Here is a 17,416-nt window from a genome sequence, read left to right as displayed (position 1 = left end):
TGGGAGCACCATGGGCAAACTTTCCACCCACGTCCTCGACACCGCCCATGGCCGGCCCGGCGCCGGCGTCAAGGTGGAGTTGTTCATCCATGATGGGGGCGGACGCCGCCTGCTCAAGACCGAGCTGACCAACGCCGACGGCCGCTGCGGCGCCCCGCTGCTCGAGGGCGAGGCTTTGCAGGCCGGGCAGTACGAACTGGTCTTTTACGCGGGCGACTATTTCGCCGCCCAGGGCGTGGCCCTGCCCTCGCCGCGTTTCCTCGACCGCATCACCATCGCCTTCGGCGTCTTCGACGGCAGCCAGAACTACCACGTGCCGCTGGTGGTCACGCCCTGGTCCTATTCCACCTACCGGGGAAGCTAGCGGGCTGGGGAGCGCTCCAGCCGGACGCTGCGCCGTGGTGAATCTTGCTATGCTGGGCTCGAACATCGGGGGAGCATATGGCTTTGCACATCGTTCACTTCATCGGGCCCATCAACCACAGTTCCGCCAGCGCGGTGCGCAACCTGTGCCTGCAGGCACTGCAAAACGGCGCCACCGAGATCGAACTGCACCTGTCCAGCGAAGGCGGCAACATGACGGCCGGCTTCGCGCTCTACTTCTTCCTGAAATCGCTTCCGGTGCCGCTCACCACCCACAATATCGGCAGCGTCGAATCAGTGGCCGTGGTCATTTTCCTGGCCGGCCAAAAACGCTATGCCTGCCCCGGCACGCGCTTCCTGATCCACCCGCTGCACTGGGGCTTCGGCAGCCTGGCCGCGGCCGACCATGCCCGCGTGTCCGAATGGCGCGACTGCCTCGACTTCGACGCCGAACGCTATGCCAAGGCCGTCCTCGACGCCACCACCGAGGCCGGCACCCCCACCGATATTCACGCCAACCTGTTCGGCAACGCGCGCATTTTCGACGCCGACGAGGCGGTCAAGGCCGGCCTCATCCATCGCGCCGTCCAGGCCCAACTGCCCCCGGCGGGAACCACTTGTCATTGGTGGAACTAAATCTGACAAGCTGCTGTTTCAATCTCACAACAGCAAGATAGTATTCCTGTAAGAAATATCACCAATTGTAATTATTCCCTTGCGCTCAAAATTGCCAACTGGATAGAATAATTTCCAGGGCTTCACAGTGCTGCCAGCATGCTGCCTTGGCGAGCGCTGCATTTATTACGAGCAGCTGTACGAACATGAGCGCAAGAAGAATGATGATGAATAAACGTGTAATGACATGTCTGCTGACACTCCCACTGGCGATGTCGGCTGCCTATGCCCAGGATACCGGCCTGCAAGCGATCAAAGTGAGCGGCTTCGGGACTGGCGCCCTGACCTATGCCGATACCGACAAAGCCGAGTTCGCTCGCCCGAACCAGGCCCAGGGGTCGTCGAAAGACTTCCGTACCGGCATCGATTCGAACCTCGGCCTGCAAGCCGACCTGCCGGTCAACAGCTGGCTCTCGCTGACGGCCCAGGGCCTGGTGCGCAAGGATGCCGAAGAAAGCTTTGGCGCCGAACTGAGCTGGGCATTCGCCAAGGCGAAAGTCTCCGACGAAGTCAGCGTGCGCGTCGGCCGTATCGGCCTGCCGGTGTTCATGATTTCCGACTACCGCAACGTCGGCTATGCCAACACCATGCTGCGTCCGCCGGCGGAAGTGTATTCGCAAGTGCCGTTCAATAGCGTCGATGGCGCCGACCTCACCTGGCAGCACGGCTTCGGCGACACCTCGGTCACCGCGCAACTGGCAGCCGGCCGCGTGAAGTCGCCTGTATCGGGCAATATTCACGTCCGCGGCAAGGAACTGGTCGCTCTGAACGTCAGTGCCGAACACGGCCCGTTCACGGTCCGTGCCGGCCACGCCACCGGCAAGATCTCGATCGACGATTCGGTATCGCTCAACACCCTGGTCGGCGGCCTGCGCGCTGCCGGCGCCGGTTATCGCTTCCCGCAGCTGGTCACCCTGGCCGGCGACATCGAAGCCAAAGAAAAGCGCGCTCAATTCAGCTCGCTGGGCCTGTCGATGGACTGGAACAATATCGTGGTCCAGACCGAATTTGCCAAGCGCAAGTCAGACTCCTACATCAACGACACCAGCTCCTGGTACCTGATGGGTGGCTACCGCATCGGCAAATTCCTGCCCTACTACACCCACAGCAAGCTGCAGATCGACAGCGCCGTCGTCAACACCGTGCCGGCGACCTGCCCGGCCGGCTTCCCGGCCGCCTGCACCCCGACCATGCAGGCGCTCGGCGCCGGCGTGCGCCGCCTGCCGAACACCGGCGTGGGCCAGGGCGAGCAGTCGACCAACACCGTCGGCGTGCGCTGGGACTTCGCCAGCTCGGTGGCACTGAAGGCGCAGGTCGACCGCGTCAAGCCGAAGAACGGCACCGGCCTGTTCATCAACGCGCAGCCTGGCTTCAACGACACCGTGACCGTCGGCGCCGTCGCCCTCGATTTCGTCTTCTAAGGAGCGACCATGAACAAGATTATCGCAGCACTGTTCGCAGCCGCTACCCTGGGCGCCGCCGCGCCGGCCTTCGCCGAAGTCGTGGTCGTGGTCAACCCGAAAGCCGCCGAATCGGCGATGACCAAGGAGCAGGTCGCCCAGTTCTTCCTGGGTAAGTCGTCGTCGATGACGCCGATCGACCAGTCCGACTCCGCCCCGGTCCGCGCCGAGTTCTACAAGAAGGTCGCGGACAAGGATGCGGCCCAGGCCAAGGCCCTGTGGTCCAAGCTGGTCTTCACCGGCAAGGCCACGATGCCGAAGGAAGTCGCCGACAACGCCGCCGTCAAGGCTGCCGTCGCCGCCAACCCGAAGGCCATCGGCTATATCGAGAAAAGCGCAGTCGATGCGACCGTCAAAGTCGTCTACAGCGCGCAATAAGCGCACACGCGTCTAGCAACACCCGCCGCCGGTATGACCACCCGCGGCGGTTTCTGCATTCTGGAGAGCACAATGAGCATCAAGCGCAGGATCTGGGCACTGCCCGTCATTTCCGCCATTATTTTCGGCCTGGGCGCCGGTGCGAGCGCGATGATCGCGAACGGCGCGCTCCGTTCGATCACCACGACCGCCAGCGTCGATTACCCGGTGCTCGACGCCTCCAAGGCGCTCACCCTGGACGTCGCGGCCGTGACCGACGGCTTCCGTGACGCCGTCGCCGAAGGCGACAAGGAAAAGATCGGCCAGGTCGGCGAGCAGGCCACGAAGCTGCGCGCGAAACTGGACAAATTCAAGAACATCCCGGGGCAGTTCGATGCCGGCACGCGCCTGGGCAAGGAATTCGACGCCTATTACGCGCCTGCCCTGTCGGCCGCGCGCATCATGCTCGAGATGGAACAGGGCGACCCGCAGGAAGCCGTCGGCAAGATGCAGCCGGCGCTGGCAGTCCTGAACACCGACCTCGCCAAGGTCAACGACGCGGCCCAGCGACAGTTCGCGGCCGGTATCGAGGATAGCAAGAACAGCGTGAACAAGGTCGTGATGTCGATGCTGCTCACCGCCCTGGTGGTGATCGCCAGCCTGGCCGTGATCTCGTGGTTCGTGGTGCGCACCATCTGGCGCCAGCTCGGCGGCGAGCCGGCCTATGCGCGCGAGATCGCACGCGCCGTGGCCGCCGGCGACCTGTCGACCGAGATCCGCATCGAAGCCGGCGACACCGGCAGCCTGCTGGTGGCGCTGAAGGATATGCGCGGCCGCCTAGCGACCCTGGTCGCCGAGATCAAGACCTCGGCCGACACCATCGCGCTGGCCAGCGCCGAAATCGCCAGCGGCAATGCCGACCTGGCGCAGCGCACCGAATCGCAGGCCGCGAGCCTGGACCGCACCAGCCGTTCGATGGACGAACTGACCGGCGCCGTGCGCGAGAACGCCACCGCCGCCAGCCAGGCCAACGCACTGGTGGAAACCGCGACCGATATCGCGACCCGCGGCGGCCAGGTGGTCGGCGGCGTGGTCACCACCATGGGCGACATCAACAGCTCGGCCAACAAGATCGTCGAGATCATCTCGGTCATCGACGGCATCGCCTTCCAGACCAATATCCTGGCGCTGAACGCGGCCGTGGAAGCGGCGCGCGCCGGCGAGCAGGGCCGCGGTTTCGCGGTGGTCGCGGGCGAGGTGCGCAACCTGGCGCAGCGTTCGGCGGCGGCGGCCAAGGAAATCAAGGGCCTGATCGGCGACTCGGTGGCCAAAGTGTCAGCCGGCAGCGTGCTGGTGGACGAAGCCGGCGTGACCATGGGCCAGATCGTGGAATCGGTGCGCAAGGTACAGACCATCATGGCCGAGATCAGCGCCGCCGGCGCCCGCCAGAGCGCCGGCATCGACGAAATCGGCCGCGCCATCGGCAGCATCGACGAGATGACCCAGCAGAATTCGGCGCTGGTCGAAGAAGCCTCGGCGGCGGCGGAGTCGCTCACCGAGCAGACCACGCAGCTGACGGGGGCGCTGTCGGTGTTCAAGCTGGAAGCGGCGGCGCCGGTGGGTGGTCCCGCGAGTCGGCTGGCCTTGCGTTAAGTTTCAATGTACTGCCTCCGCCGGTTTGCGCCGGCGGTTCACAACGAAGCTGGGGGAGCGATGCCAGTGGCATCGTCCCCGCCTTCGCCGGCCATCCGGCCGGTCAAGCCGATACAAGCGGCGCCGTCAACACCTTCCCTTGTCGCCTGAACCATAATCCTTGTCGGCCCAACCACAAGGCTTGTCGGGTGCACCACGAACGCACCGCTGCCGTGGCGCGCATGCATCTACACGGGCACTAATCCTTTACAAATTTGATGCCCATAGGCATCATCCAAAGAATCCTTCCCGCATTGTTTCCCCTTTTCTAGCGCTCCTTTTCCACGGCTCATATGGCAGCAGTCCTCCCCAACACGACGTCAGGCACGCAACTGTCCGGACTGGCGCGCGCGCTGGTCCAGGCCAGCCGGCTGAGCGTGGGACAGGCCGACGCGCTGCAAAAGAAGGCCGCGGCCGACAAGACCGCCTTCATCGACGCCCTGCTCGAGAGCGGCATCATCGAGCCAGGCGCCCTGGCCGCCTTCTGCGCCGAGACCTTCGGCTACCCGCTGCTGGACCTGTCGAGCTTCGCGCTTGACGCCTTCCCGCTCACCGCCATCGACGCCAAGCTGATGCAGGCGCAGCGCGTCATCGCGCTGGCCAAGCGCGGCAACAAGATGTCGGTGGCGCTGTCGGACCCGACCAACACCCAGGCCCTGGACCAGATCAAGTTCCAGAGCGAGGCCTCGGTGGAGCCGGTGATCGTGGCCCACGATGTTTTGCTCAAGCTGCTGGCCGGCCTGGCCAAGAGCGCCGAGCAAAGCCTGAACGACCTGGCCGGCGAAGAAGCGGAAATCGAATTCGCCGAAGAAGAAGCGCAGGCGCAGGCGCCGGCCGACGCCTCCAACGAGGTCGAGGACGCGCCGATCGTGCGCTTCCTGAACAAGATCCTGATGGACGCGGTGCAGATGGGCGCCTCGGACATCCACTTCGAGCCTTACGAAAAATACTACCGGATCCGCCTGCGCGTGGACGGCGTGCTGCGCGACCACGCCTCGCCGCCGCTGTCGATCCGCGAAAAGCTGGTCTCGCGCATCAAGGTGCTGGCCAAGCTCGACATCTCGGAAAAGCGCGTGCCGCAGGATGGCCGCATGCGCCTGATCATGGGCCCGACCCGCGCCATCGACTTCCGCGTCTCGACCCTGCCCACGCTGTTCGGCGAAAAGACGGTCATGCGTATTCTCGACGCCACCCAGGCACAGATGGGCATCGACGCGCTCGGCTACGACCCCGACCAGAAGGCGCTGCTGCTGAACGCGATCTCGCGCCCCTACGGCATGGTGCTGGTGACCGGCCCCACCGGTTCCGGCAAGACCGTGTCGCTGTACACCTGCCTGAACGTGCTGAACAAGCCGGGCATCAACATCTCGACCGCGGAAGACCCGGCCGAGATCAACCTGCCCGGCGTGAACCAGGTCAACGTCAACGACAAGGCGGGCCTGACCTTCCCGGTGGCGCTGAAATCCTTCCTGCGCCAGGATCCGGACATCATCATGGTCGGCGAGATCCGCGACCTGGAGACTGCCGACATCGCGATCAAGGCCGCCCAGACCGGCCACATGGTGTTCTCGACCCTGCACACGAACGACGCGCCCTCGACCCTGACGCGCCTGATGAACATGGGCGTGGCGCCCTTCAACATCGCCTCGTCGGTGATCCTGATCACGGCGCAGCGCCTGGCGCGGCGCCTGTGCACCTGCAAGCAGCCGCTGGAGACCCCGCGCGAGGCCCTGGTCGCCGCCGGCTACCGCGAGGCCGACCTGGACGGCGACTGGAAGCCCTACGGCCCGGCCGGCTGCGACCGCTGCCTCGGTTCCGGCTACAAGGGCCGGGTGGGCATCTACCAGATCATGCCGATCACCCCGGCGATCGAGTCGCTGATCCTGGCGCACGGCAATTCGATGCAGATCGCCGCCCAGGCCGAGAAGGAAGGCGTGAACTCGCTGCGCCGCTCGGGCCTGATGAAAGTGAAACAGGGGCTGACCAGCCTCGAAGAAGTGCTCGGCTGTACCAACGAATAGGCGAATGACTATGGCAACCTCCCTACCAACCCGGAGCCGCGGCGGCGCGCAGGTCAAGGAATCCGTCTACGCCTGGGAAGGCAAGGACAAGACCGGCAAGACCGTGCGCGGCGAACTGCGCGCCGGCGGCGAGGCGATCGTCAACGTCACGCTGCGCCGCCAGGGCATCCTGGTCACCAAGGTCAAGAAGAAGGCCTACCGCAGCGGCAAGAAGATCACCGACAAGGACCTGACCCTGTTCACGCGCCAGCTGGCGACCATGATGAAAGCCGGCGTGCCGCTGCTGCAGGCCTTCGACATTGTCGGCAAGGGCCATGGCAATCCGTCGATGTCCAAGCTGATCATGGACCTGCGCAACGACGTCGAGACCGGCACCAGCCTGAACAACGCCTTCCGCAAATACCCGCTGTATTTCGACCCGCTGTTCTGCAACCTGGTGGGCGCCGGCGAACAGGCCGGCATCCTGGAAGACCTGTTGACGCGCCTGGCGATCTACAAGGAGAAGACGCTGGCGATCAAGGCCAAGATCAAGTCGGCCCTGATGTACCCGGTGTCGATCATCGCGATCGCTTTCGTCGTCACGGCCGTGATCATGATCTGGGTGGTCCCGGCCTTCAAGGAAGTGTTCAAGACCTTCGGCGCCGACCTGCCCGCCCCGACCCTGATCGTGATGGCGATCTCGGAATTCTTCGTCACCTGGTGGTACCTGATCTTCGGCTCGATCTTCGGCGGCCTGTATTTCTTCTTCCAGGCCTGGCAGCGCTCGCTCAAGATGCAGCAGGCGATGGACCGCATCCTGCTGCGCCTGCCCATTTTTGGGGCCGTGATCCGCAAGGCCACCATCGCCCGCTGGACCCGCACCCTGTCGACCATGTTCGCCGCCGGCGTGCCGCTGGTCGAGGCGCTCGACTCGGTCGGCGGCGCCTCGGGCAACGCGGTCTACCTGGAAGCGACCCGCAAGATCCAGAACGAAGTCAGCACCGGCACCAGCCTGACGCTGTCGATGCAGAACGTGAACGTGTTCCCCAACATGGTGATCCAGATGGTGCAGATCGGCGAGGAATCCGGCTCGCTCGACGCCATGCTGGGCAAGGTGGCGGACTTCTTCGAGGAAGAAGTCGACGAGGCGGTGGCGGGGCTGTCGTCGCTGATGGAGCCGCTGATCATGGTGATCCTGGGTGTGCTCATTGGCGGCCTGGTGATTGCGATGTATATGCCGATCTTCAAGCTGGGGTCGGTGGTCTAGGTCGCGCGCCGCTCAGGGACGGAACACCGATCCGGCCCCGTCGAGGATGCGGCGCACCGCCGGATGGTGTTCGCGCCGCTCGACCGACACCGCGTAGAAATGCTCGACGATCGCATCGATCGTCCCCACCGCTTGCAGCCCGTTTTCTTCCTGCACGATCGCGGCCAGCACCGTGGGCGCCGCCATGAAGCCGGTCCCGGCGCGGGCGAAGGACTTGAGCAGCGCGCCGTCGTCGAATTCGCCGACGACGATCGGTTTGAGCTCCCGGGTATCGAACCAGCTGACCAATTGGCTGTGGATGGCGGAATCCTGCCCCGGCATCAGGAAGGGAGCGTCCTTCAGGCGCCGGGGGAAGGCGCCCGGCCAGTCCCGGCACAGGCCGGGGTGGCCCAGCACCGTCAGGGTGCTCGAGCCGAGCAGCCTGGTATGGCCGCGGATGGCGCCGCCGGTCGGCAAACCCTGGTCGGAGATGACGAGATCGAGCCGGTGCGCCGACAGCTCGAGCAGCAGGTCTTCGAAGCGTCCTTCCTTGCAGATCAGGCGCATCGCCAGGCCAGCCTCGCGCGCCGGCTGCAGCAGCCGGAATGCCATCGTCTTGGGAATCATGTCGACGATGCCCACGCGCAGGGTTTCCGCTTCCGTGAACCCGCCTCGGCGCACCGCCTGTTCCAGTTCATTACCCAAGTCAAAGATCTGCTCGGCATAGGTCTGCACGGTCTTGCCCGCTTCGGTCAGCTCCAGCAAGCGGCCCTTTTTCTGGAACAAGGCTTCGCCCAGCTGGTCTTCCAGCAGTTGCAGCTGCATGCTGATGGCCTGGGCGGTCACGTGCAACTGCTCGGCCGCGCGCGCCACCGTGCCCTGAACGGCCACCACGTGGAAATAATGCAGGTGCTTGTAGTTGATCACGGATACCTCAGAAAAACTGATGGATTTCGAAAGATTAATCGATTTTACTTTCGCTTTGACGATCCCTATAGTGATTTCACCCATTTACATCAGGAGATCGCCATGCAAGTCTACGAAGTCAACAGTCCGGAAGCCGTCAGCCGCATCCTTGCCCTGGGCATGATCGTCGATGGCCACCTCGATCCGTCCGAGGTGCGCGCCATGCACGCCTGCCCTTTCCTCGGCTCGGCCGGGGTCGACGACGCCACCTTCGACCGGACCTTGCGCCAGCTGTGCGAAGACCTGCTGTGCGCCGCGGCCAACCGCCATGCCGGCATGGTCGAGATCGACCCGGTCCTGCTCGACGGCTTGCTGGCCGAGATCCGCGATCCGCTGCTGCAGCTGCGCCTGTGGAAAGCCATGCTCGACATCATCCATGCGGACGGCCACCTGGACGGACGCGAAACCACGCTGGTGCGGCGCGCCGCCCGGGCCTGGTTCGGCCACGCGCGCCCGGATGCACCACTTCCGCTCGAGGAACTGGCTGGCTAAGCGCCGGCCGACAAGGAGACAATCATGGACATGCTCGATGCAATCTGGCTGGGAACGCCGGCCTGGACCTGGCTGGTGTTCCTGGGGACCGTGGTGGTGCTGCTGGCCTTCGACCTGGGTGTGCTCAACAAGCGCGACCATGTCATCGGGGTCAAGGAAAGCCTCAAGCTGTCGGCGCTGTACCTGACGGCGGGCCTGGCCTTCGGGCTGTGGGTATGGTTCGAACTGGGCAGCGAAAAGGGCCTGCATTTCTATACGGGCTTCCTGATCGAGAAGAGCCTGTCGCTGGATAATATCTTCGTCATCTCGCTGATCTTCGCCACGCTGGCGATCCCGCCCCTGTACCAGCACCGGGTGCTGTTCTGGGGCATCGTGGGCGTGATCGTCACGCGCGGCATCATGATCGGCGCCGGCTCGGCGCTCGTGGAAAGCTATTACTGGACGCTCTACCTGTTCGGCGCCTTCCTGGTGCTCACCGGTATCCGCATGTTCTTCGTGACCACCGGCAGCGACGACATCCGCGACAGCGCGGTGCTGGCCTGGCTGCGGCGCCACCTGCGCATCACGCCTGAGCTGCACGGCAATGCCTTCCTGGTGCGCCAGCCCGATCCGGCGCGGCCGGGCAAGACGCTGCTGTGGGCCACGCCGCTGTTCCTTGCCCTGTGCATGGTCGAGCTGACCGACGTGGTGTTCGCAGTGGACAGCGTGCCTGCGATCTTCGCGATCACGAGCGATCCCTTCATTGTGTACACCTCGAACATCTTCGCCGTGCTGGGCCTGCGCGCGCTGTACTTCGCCCTGGCGGCCATGGTCGAGCGCTTCAGCTACCTGAAGTATTCGCTGGCAGCCGTGCTGGTGTTCATCGGCTCGAAAATCTTCCTGGGCGACTTCGTGTTTGGCGGCAAGGTACCGGCAACGCTATCGCTGGCCGTGACAGGTGTGCTGATCCTGTCGGGTATCCTGTACTCGCTCTGGCGTACCCGCAAAGGGGCGCATCCGGCCACAGGCTGAACCCGGGCCGGGGAAAGCAGGCGGCATCCTAGCGCAACGCCGCCTGCACCTGCCGCGTCATCTTGCCCACCAACACGCGCAGCAGGAAGCCGCCCATCGCCAATGGCCGGCGGCGGTCGGCGCCCCGCTGGCCCATGCGCTGCGGCAGGAAGAAGCGACCGAAGCTTGAGATGCCGCTGCGCCGCAGCGTCCAGAAGCACCCGCCCGCATACACGGTATCGAAACCATCTTCCAGCCGTAGCAGTTGCAGCGCGGTGCCCGAGAACATGGCCACATGGGCTGCCGTCTCGCGCGGCAGCATGCGCAGGCCGCTGCGGTAGGACAGTTCGACGTTCTGGCGCAGGTCGGGCAGGTGTACCCGGAGCGGCCCCAGCAGCCCAAGGGTTTCGAGCAGCCATGGCAGCACATGCGTCGTCGCCATGACGCGCTCGCGGTAGCGGGTGAAGGCGGCCTTGAGCTCGCCCAGCGAGGCCTGCTTTGGTCCCGGCAGCGGTGCCGGGCGCTTGCGCCAGCAGTCGGACCAGTGCGCCAGGGCCAGGTGGTGGATTGGCGCCAGCGACGCGGGCGTATCGCGCTGCAGGTCGATGCTGCTGCCGGGCGCGAGGAAGCGCAGCAAGCCGCGCACGCCGTCCAGACGCGGCGCCTCGAGGAATTCGGCGGGCGAGAGCCTGCCGCCGTTGAGCCAGGCATTGTCGGCCCGCGCGAAGCGCGCGAACGAGGCAATCGGCACGACCAGCTTCGGCCGGAAGGTGTCGACTTGCAGCGCCATGCGCTCGACTGCGGCGTTGGCGGCGGCCTCGCGCTCGGCCAGGCCGTCGGGGTTGCCGCACCAGCCCATGCTGCCGAAGCCGGTGAGCAGCAGGTCGATACGCGGTGCGATCCGTGCCAGCTGGGGGGCGATGGCCTGGCAGGCAGCCGCGCCGGCCAGTGCGCGCTCGCCCAGGTTCACGATGTTGCGCCCGGCGCAGCCGAGCAGGCAGGCCGTGTCGCCGTCGCCGTTGGCAATCGCCGTCAGGCGCAGGTCGCCGGCCAGCCCCACGGTGACGCCGTCCGGGCATTCGGCCACGGGCAGGCGCAGGCGCCGCAGTTCGTGGCCGATGCGCAGGTCGCGCCCGGGGCGATACAGGAAGGTGGCGATGCCGCGGAACTCGAGGCGGAAGCGCTTCAGGAAAGGCAACGAGAAACGGTCGGGCTGGGCGCGCGAGCACCATATATAGACCGGCACGCCGGCGGCGCTGAGCTGCTCGATCATGCCTGCGCTGCTGGTCGAGCCGTCGACCAGGTCCCATGCGCCGTCGAGCACGCTGCCCTCGCACCAGGGATCGGACACCAGGAGGGCGCCGTCGGTGCGCACCATGAAGCAGGCGTGGTTGATGAAAGTAAATGTTGCGCGTGGCATCGCAGGCACCGGGCAGTAGCGGGAACAGTCCAGCGTAGCCGCGCGCCGCGTTTTGCCCATGATCCCCCACAATCGGGCGCCAATGGCAGGCCGCTCGATGACAGCCTGCACAGGCTTCGCCAAATCGCGGGGAAACCTCTACAATAGGTTGATATAAAGAATCTTTTTACCTTGTTGATCGGACCCAGCCGCCATGCCCGTGGAATCCTTCCTGTTCGCCGCACCTGCCAACCTGGGCGCCACCCTCGTGGCTATCCTGTTCGGTCTGCTCATCGGCAGCTTCCTGAACGTGGTCATCCACCGCATCCCGAAGATGATGCAGCGCGAGTCCGACAATTACGTGGCCCAGGAAAGCGGCAAGGAACTGCCCCATACCGGCCGCTACAACCTGATGGTGCCACGCTCCGCCTGTCCGCATTGCGGCCACCAGATCACGGCGCTGGAAAACATCCCGGTCATCAGCTGGCTGGCGCTGCGCGGCAAGTGCAGCAAGTGCAAGGCGCCGATCTCGGCGCGCTATCCGGCCATCGAGCTGCTCACGGGCCTGCTGTCCGGCCTGCTGGTCTGGACCTTCGGCAGCGGCATGGCGGGCCTGGCCACGCTGCTCTTCCTCTACCTGCTGGTGGCGATGACCTTCATCGACGTCGACACCCAGCTGCTGCCGGACGACCTGACCTATCCGCTGCTGTGGGCCGGCCTGCTGGTGAACCTGCACGGCACCTTCGTTCCACTGCAGGATGCCGTCATCGGCGCGGCCGCGGGCTATCTCGCGCTGTGGTCGGTGTACTGGCTGTTCAAGCTCGTTACCGGCAAGGAAGGCATGGGCTACGGCGATTTCAAGCTGCTCGCCGCGCTGGGCGCCTGGCTGGGCTGGGCCATGCTGCCGACCATCATCCTGCTGTCCTCGGTGGTGGGCGCGGTGGTGGGCATCAGCCTGATCGTGTTCGCCAAGCGTGGCCGCGACAAGCCGATCCCCTTCGGTCCCTACCTGGCGGCGGCCGGCCTGATCGCCCTGCTCTACGGCAGCCGCATCAGCGAGCAGATCCAGGCCGTGGTCGCCGGCTGACATGCACACGACGCCCGCGTTCTCGGTTGGCCTGACCGGCGGCATCGGCTGCGGCAAGACCACCGTGGCCGACATGTTCGCCGCGCTCGGCGCGTCCGTCATCGACACCGACGCGATCGCCCATGCCTTGACCGCGCCGCAGGGCGCGGCGATGCCGGCCCTGCTGGCCGAATTCGGCAGCGGGTTTGCCACGCCGGAGGGCGCCCTCGACCGCGCCAGGATGCGCGCCCTGGTGTTCTCGGAAGCGAGCGCGCGGGCGCGCCTGGAAGGCATCCTGCACCCGCGCATCCGCGACGCCACCGCGGCGGCGGCCAGCATCGCCACCGGCGACTACGTGATCTATGTGGTGCCGCTCTTGATCGAATCGGGCACCTGGCGCGAGCGCGTCACGCGGGTGCTGGCGATCGACTGCCCGGAAGAGGTGCAGGTGGCGCGCGTCATGGCGCGCAACAGCCTGAGCGAAGCCCAGGTGCGCGCCATCATGGCGGCCCAGGTCACGCGCGAAGCGCGCCGGGCGGCGGCCGACGACATCATCGTCAACGACGACGGACTCGCGCTGCTAGGCCCCCAGGTCGAGGCCCTGCACGCCCTCTATCTGGGCCTGGCCAGGGCCGGGGCGTCATGAAAACGCATAAAGTCAATGCGCTGTTTGTAATTTTGCGCGGCATGGTTCAGAATCACAGGGTTGCTCTCCAGCCCACATTCAGGGGAATGTTACTTTGATCGTCTACGAATATCCTTTCAACGAGCGGATTCGCACGTTGTTGCGGCTGGAAGATTTGTACGAGAAATTCAAGTTCTTTGTGCAGCAAGAGCATCCAATGCAGCATCACGTGGCGCTCGCCACGATATTCGACATGCTGGAAGTGGCCGGCCGCGCCGACCTCAAGTCCGACCTCCTGCAGGAACTCGAACGCCAGAAGCAAAGCCTGATGGCCTACCGGAGCAACCCGAACGTGGCGGCCGAGGCGCTCGACGCCGTACTAAGCGAGCTCGACAGCGTCAGCAGTGCCCTGGTCGGGGCGCAGGGCAAGACCGGCCAGAACGTGCGCGACAACGAATGGCTGATGAGCATCCGGGGCCGCACCATCATCCCCGGCGGCGCCTCCGAATTCGACCTGCCCTCCTACCATGCCTGGCAACAGCGCCCCGCCGGCCAGCGCCATGCCGACATCATGAAGTGGTTCGCACCGCTGGCGCCGCTGTTCGAGGCGCTGTCGCTGGTGCTGCGCCTGCTGCGCGACTCGGGCGGCCCGGTCCCCATGGTGGCCACGGGGGGTAGCTACCAGCAAATGCTGCAGGGCAAGGTCTACCAGATGCTGCGTTTGTCGATCGACGAAACGCGCGGCGCGATTCCCGAGATCTCGGCCAATAAATACATGCTGTGGGTGCGTTTCACCAGCCAGGACGGCGACTGCAAGCCGAAGGCGCTGGAAGAAGACGTGCCCTTCGAGCTGACCCTCTGTAATTTCTGATTTTTGATTGGTAATGGTATGACTGTTGTTGCGTGCCCGACCTGCGGCAAGAAGGTCGAATGGACCCCCGCCAATACATTCCGCCCGTTCTGCTCCGAGCGCTGCAAGCAGATCGACCTGGGCGCCTGGGCCGAGGAAAAGTACACGATTCCCGGCGCGGCGCCGAACGAGAACCAGGACGATCCGCTGGCCGACGAATAAGGCGATTTGAAGTCCGGTACGCCTGCGTCAACGCGCGCGGGCCTCGGCGACCGCGATGTAGTCATGCATGAGGTTCCAGCCCGCACGCACACCAACGCCGAACGCCGCCAGCGCGATGCAGGCCAGCACGATGCCCAGGATACGGCGCGGCGCCATCAAGGCTGCGTGGGTGCGAAGCGCACCTTATCCAGCCACTCCAGCAGCGGTATCGTCGCCGGCAACAGCGGACTGACACTGTACGCCCCCTGCCACGCAAACGCCTGTCCCTCCAGGCTTTGCGGCTCGCCCGCCCATTCGCGGCAAATATAAAAATACAGGCGCACGTGGGCGTGCTCGTACACGTGCTCGACGCAGCACCAGGCCTCGCCGCTCACCACCCGCACGCCCAGCTCTTCGACGAACTCGCGCTGCAGCGCGTGGAAGATGTCTTCGCCCTGCTCCACTTTCCCGCCCGGGAATTCCCAGTAGCCCGCATAGGGTTTGCCCTCGGGCCGCTCGCCCAGCAGCACGTCGCCGTTGGGACGCATCAGGATGCCGACCGCGACGTCGACCGGTTTTGCTGTCACTGCTTCACTCATTCGTTTCGTTCTCCGGCAATCTGCCGGCATAGTCTTTCGCAAACTGCCAGGCCACGCGGCCCGAACGCGAGCCGCGCTGCAAAGCCCATTGCAAGGCTTCCGGGCGCGCTAGCGCGATCTGCTGCGGCGTGCAGCCGAAGCTGGCCAGCCAGTGCGCGGCGATGCCGAGGTAGTCGTCCTGGCGGAACGGATAAAAGGACAGCCACACACCAAAACGCTCCGACAGCGCAATGCGCTCTTCCACCGTCTCGCCCGGGTGCAGGTCGCCATCCTCGCCATGGCGGTAGCCGGCGTTGTCCGAGTGCTTTTCGGGCAGCAGGTGGCGCCGGTTCGAGGTCGCGTAGATCAGCACATTGTCGGACTGCGCCGCGATGCTGCCGTCCAGCGCCACCTTCAGCGCCTTGTAGCCCGCTTCGCCCTCTTCGAACGACAGGTCGTCGCAGAAGACCACGAAGCGCTCCGGCCGCCCCGCCACCAGGTCGACGATGTCAGGCAAGTCGGCCAGGTCGGCCTTGTCGACTTCGATCAGGCGCAGGCCTTCGCTGGCAAAGCCGTTCAGGCAGGCCTTGATCAGGGAGGATTTGCCGGTGCCGCGCGCGCCGGTGAGCAGCACGTTGTTGGCCGGGCGGCGCGCGACGAACTGGCGGGTGTTCTGCTCGATCTGGCGCTTTTGCGACTCGACGTGGTGCAGGTCGTCCAGCCGGATGGGTGACGCATGCAGCACCGGCTGCAGGTAGTTGCCGCCCCCACTGGCGCGGCGGCGCCAGCGGAAGGCGAAGCTGCGCTTCCAGTCCGGCTCGCGCGGCACGCTTGGGGGCAGCACCGCTTCCACCCGCGCCAGCAGGGCTTCGGCGCGGTGCAGGAACTGTTCGAGCGGCGTCATCCCGTGGCGATCAGGAGCGATAGTCGGCGTTGATCGACACGTAGTCGTGCGACAAATCGCAGGTCCAGACGGTGGCCGCGGCCTCGCCCCGCCCGAGCGTGACGCGCACCGTGATCTCGGACTGCTTCATGATGCGCTGGCCGTCTTCTTCCTTGTAGTCCGGGTTGCGGCCGCCGTTCCTGGCCACCCACACGTCGTCCAGGTACAGGTCGAGTTTGGTCACGTCGAGGTCGTCCACGCCGGCATAGCCGACGGCGGCCAGGATGCGGCCCAGGTTCGGGTCGGATGCGAAGAAGGCGGTCTTCACCAGCGGCGAGTGGGCGATCGAGTAGGCGATCTTGCGGCATTCCTCGACGTCGCGGCCGCCTTCGACCGTGATGGTCATGAACTTGGTTGCGCCTTCGCCGTCGCGGATGATCTGCTGCGCCAGGTTGCGCGAGATGCCGGTGACGGCATCCTTCAGCGCCTCGTATTCGAAGCCCGTGGCCTCATCGACCACCAGCGAGCCGGCGCCGGTGGCGACGATGATGAAGGAGTCGTTGGTCGAGGTGTCGCCGTCGATGGTGATGCTGTTGAACGAGTGGTCGGCCGCGTACTTGACCAGTTCGTCCAGCACCGGCTGGGCGACTTTCGCGTCGATCGCCAGGTAGCCCAGCATGGTCGCCATGTTCGGCTTGATCATGCCGGCGCCCTTGCTGATGCCCGTCATGGTCACGCTATGGCCGCCGATGGTGACCGTGGTCGATGCGGCCTTGGGCTGGGTGTCGGTGGTCATGATCGCCTCGGCGGCGTTGAACCAGTTGTCCGCCTTCAGGCTGGCCACGGCGGCCGGCAGGCCGGCGACGATCTTCGGCAGCGGCAGCGGCTCGAGGATCACGCCGGTGGAAAACGGCAGCACCTGCTGCGCGTCCAGGCCGAGCAGCCTGGCGACCTCAAGGCAGGTGGCCTGCGCATTGGCCAGGCCCGGCTCGCCCGTGCCGGCATTGGCGTTGCCGGTGTTGACCACCAGCGCGCGGATCGGCTTGCCGCCGGCCTTGACGGCGGCGAGGTTGGCCTTGCTCACCTGGACCGGTGCGGCGCAGAAGCGGTTCAGCGTGAAGACGCCGGCGACGGTTGCGCCTTCGGCCAGCTTCATCACCAACAGGTCCTTGCGGTTGGGCTTCTTGATACCGGCTTCGGCAAAGCCGATCTCGATACCGTTGACGGGTTTCAGGTCAGCTGCGACTGGCAGGGGGGAATTGACGGCCATGGCGATCTCGTGTTCGAAGAATGGTGAATTCGATATTGTACCGCCAGCAGCGCCGTGAAAGGGTTAGCCAGCCGGCGGCGGGAGGAACAGCATTTTCCTGCGGCTTTTCATGCACTCCGCATGAGGCGATAACCGCCATTCAAGGGCCCTTAATTCCTGCTTATGTACCGACTTTCGGTGGGGCCTTGTGCACGATTAATTTCTTCAAAAATATTGCTCTGAATCAAAATCTTAGCGTTTCTTATTGCTGAGTGTGCATATACTCTTCAGGCACGGAAACGGCATGCGATTGTGCCGCACCGG

Annotated in this window: 19 protein-coding genes; 13 read left to right on the top strand and 6 right to left on the bottom strand. The window is 65.2% G+C overall.

Annotated features, from left to right (window positions below):
• The first annotated feature begins 10 nt into the window (after positions 1–10).
• The 7 genes from uraH (at position 11) to AC56LR_RS04435 (ending at position 7,814) form a co-directional block, all read left to right on the top strand.
• Positions 11–364, top strand: coding sequence for a hydroxyisourate hydrolase (uraH, locus tag AC56LR_RS04465; protein WP_497127908.1), 354 nt, complete (start codon positions 11–13; stop codon positions 362–364).
• Between the two features lie 77 nt (positions 365–441).
• Positions 442–999 carry a ClpP family protease gene (locus AC56LR_RS04460; RefSeq protein WP_497127906.1) on the top strand — a complete coding sequence of 186 codons (558 nt, stop codon included), beginning with the start codon at positions 442–444 and terminating at the stop codon, positions 997–999.
• A 221-nt stretch (positions 1,000–1,220) separates the two neighbouring features.
• Complete coding sequence (locus AC56LR_RS04455) at positions 1,221–2,459, top strand: hypothetical protein (protein WP_497127904.1); 1,239 nt, start codon at positions 1,221–1,223, stop codon at positions 2,457–2,459.
• A 9-nt stretch (positions 2,460–2,468) separates the two neighbouring features.
• Positions 2,469–2,876 (top strand): hypothetical protein, encoded by a 408-nt coding sequence (locus tag AC56LR_RS04450; protein ID WP_497127902.1) that lies wholly within the window; start codon positions 2,469–2,471, stop codon positions 2,874–2,876.
• Between the two features lie 72 nt (positions 2,877–2,948).
• Entirely contained in the window at positions 2,949–4,508 is a 1,560-nt protein-coding gene (locus AC56LR_RS04445; RefSeq protein WP_497127900.1) for a methyl-accepting chemotaxis protein, read from the top strand.
• A gap of 332 nt (positions 4,509–4,840) precedes the next feature.
• A complete protein-coding gene (gene pilB, locus AC56LR_RS04440; RefSeq protein ID WP_497127898.1) occupies positions 4,841–6,568 on the top strand; it encodes a type IV-A pilus assembly ATPase PilB in 1,728 nt (575 codons plus the stop codon).
• Positions 6,569–6,578: 10 nt separating this feature from the next.
• Positions 6,579–7,814 (top strand): type II secretion system F family protein, encoded by a 1,236-nt coding sequence (locus tag AC56LR_RS04435; protein ID WP_497127896.1) that lies wholly within the window; start codon positions 6,579–6,581, stop codon positions 7,812–7,814.
• 12 nt (positions 7,815–7,826) lie between these two features.
• Here the strand turns inward: AC56LR_RS04435 and AC56LR_RS04430 are convergent, their stop codons facing one another.
• Entirely contained in the window at positions 7,827–8,720 is an 894-nt protein-coding gene (locus AC56LR_RS04430; RefSeq protein WP_497127893.1) for a LysR family transcriptional regulator, read from the bottom strand.
• A 102-nt stretch (positions 8,721–8,822) separates the two neighbouring features.
• Between AC56LR_RS04430 and AC56LR_RS04425 the strand changes: the two genes are divergently transcribed.
• A complete protein-coding gene (locus AC56LR_RS04425; protein WP_497127891.1) occupies positions 8,823–9,251 on the top strand; it encodes a tellurite resistance TerB family protein in 429 nt (142 codons plus the stop codon).
• 24 nt (positions 9,252–9,275) lie between these two features.
• A complete protein-coding gene (locus AC56LR_RS04420; RefSeq protein WP_497127889.1) occupies positions 9,276–10,262 on the top strand; it encodes a TerC family protein in 987 nt (328 codons plus the stop codon).
• A 28-nt stretch (positions 10,263–10,290) separates the two neighbouring features.
• Here the strand turns inward: AC56LR_RS04420 and AC56LR_RS04415 are convergent, their stop codons facing one another.
• A complete protein-coding gene (locus AC56LR_RS04415; RefSeq protein WP_497127887.1) occupies positions 10,291–11,661 on the bottom strand; it encodes a hypothetical protein in 1,371 nt (456 codons plus the stop codon).
• A gap of 193 nt (positions 11,662–11,854) precedes the next feature.
• Here AC56LR_RS04415 and AC56LR_RS04410 point away from each other — a divergent pair, with 193 nt between their 5' ends.
• From AC56LR_RS04410 to yacG, 4 genes are all read left to right on the top strand, one after another.
• Entirely contained in the window at positions 11,855–12,727 is an 873-nt protein-coding gene (locus AC56LR_RS04410; protein ID WP_497127885.1) for a prepilin peptidase, read from the top strand.
• A 1-nt stretch (position 12,728) separates the two neighbouring features.
• Positions 12,729–13,352, top strand: a complete 624-nt coding sequence (coaE, locus tag AC56LR_RS04405; RefSeq protein ID WP_497127883.1) for a dephospho-CoA kinase — start codon at positions 12,729–12,731, stop codon at positions 13,350–13,352.
• Between the two features lie 94 nt (positions 13,353–13,446).
• The gene (gene zapD, locus AC56LR_RS04400) at positions 13,447–14,202 is read left to right on the top strand and encodes a cell division protein ZapD (protein WP_497127881.1); all 756 of its coding nucleotides are present in this window, start codon (positions 13,447–13,449) and stop codon (positions 14,200–14,202) included.
• An 18-nt stretch (positions 14,203–14,220) separates the two neighbouring features.
• On the top strand, positions 14,221–14,403 hold the full coding sequence (yacG, locus tag AC56LR_RS04395) for a DNA gyrase inhibitor YacG (protein WP_497127879.1): 183 nt from the start codon (positions 14,221–14,223) through the stop codon (positions 14,401–14,403).
• A 27-nt stretch (positions 14,404–14,430) separates the two neighbouring features.
• On the opposite strand, the gene AC56LR_RS04390 is transcribed toward yacG, so the two are convergent.
• Genes AC56LR_RS04390 through argJ form a run of 4 tightly spaced genes read right to left on the bottom strand, consistent with a single transcriptional unit; the run spans position 14,431 to position 17,113 of the window.
• Entirely contained in the window at positions 14,431–14,559 is a 129-nt protein-coding gene (locus tag AC56LR_RS04390; RefSeq protein WP_497127877.1) for a hypothetical protein, read from the bottom strand.
• Positions 14,559–14,981: an NUDIX domain-containing protein gene (locus AC56LR_RS04385; protein WP_497127875.1), complete on the bottom strand. Its 423-nt coding sequence runs from the start codon at positions 14,979–14,981 to the stop codon at positions 14,559–14,561. Before AC56LR_RS04385 ends, AC56LR_RS04390 begins: the two co-directional genes overlap by 1 nt.
• Positions 14,974–15,864 (bottom strand): ATP-binding protein, encoded by an 891-nt coding sequence (locus AC56LR_RS04380; protein WP_497127873.1) that lies wholly within the window; start codon positions 15,862–15,864, stop codon positions 14,974–14,976. The genes AC56LR_RS04385 and AC56LR_RS04380 overlap by 8 nt, the downstream gene beginning before the upstream one ends.
• 10 nt (positions 15,865–15,874) lie before the next feature.
• Complete coding sequence (argJ, locus tag AC56LR_RS04375) at positions 15,875–17,113, bottom strand: bifunctional glutamate N-acetyltransferase/amino-acid acetyltransferase ArgJ (RefSeq protein WP_497127871.1); 1,239 nt, start codon at positions 17,111–17,113, stop codon at positions 15,875–15,877.
• Positions 17,114–17,416: the final 303 nt, after the last annotated feature.

This window comes from Telluria sp. ZT3P39 (assembly GCF_059685935.1).
This window is presented reverse-complemented; position numbering and strand designations above follow the sequence as displayed.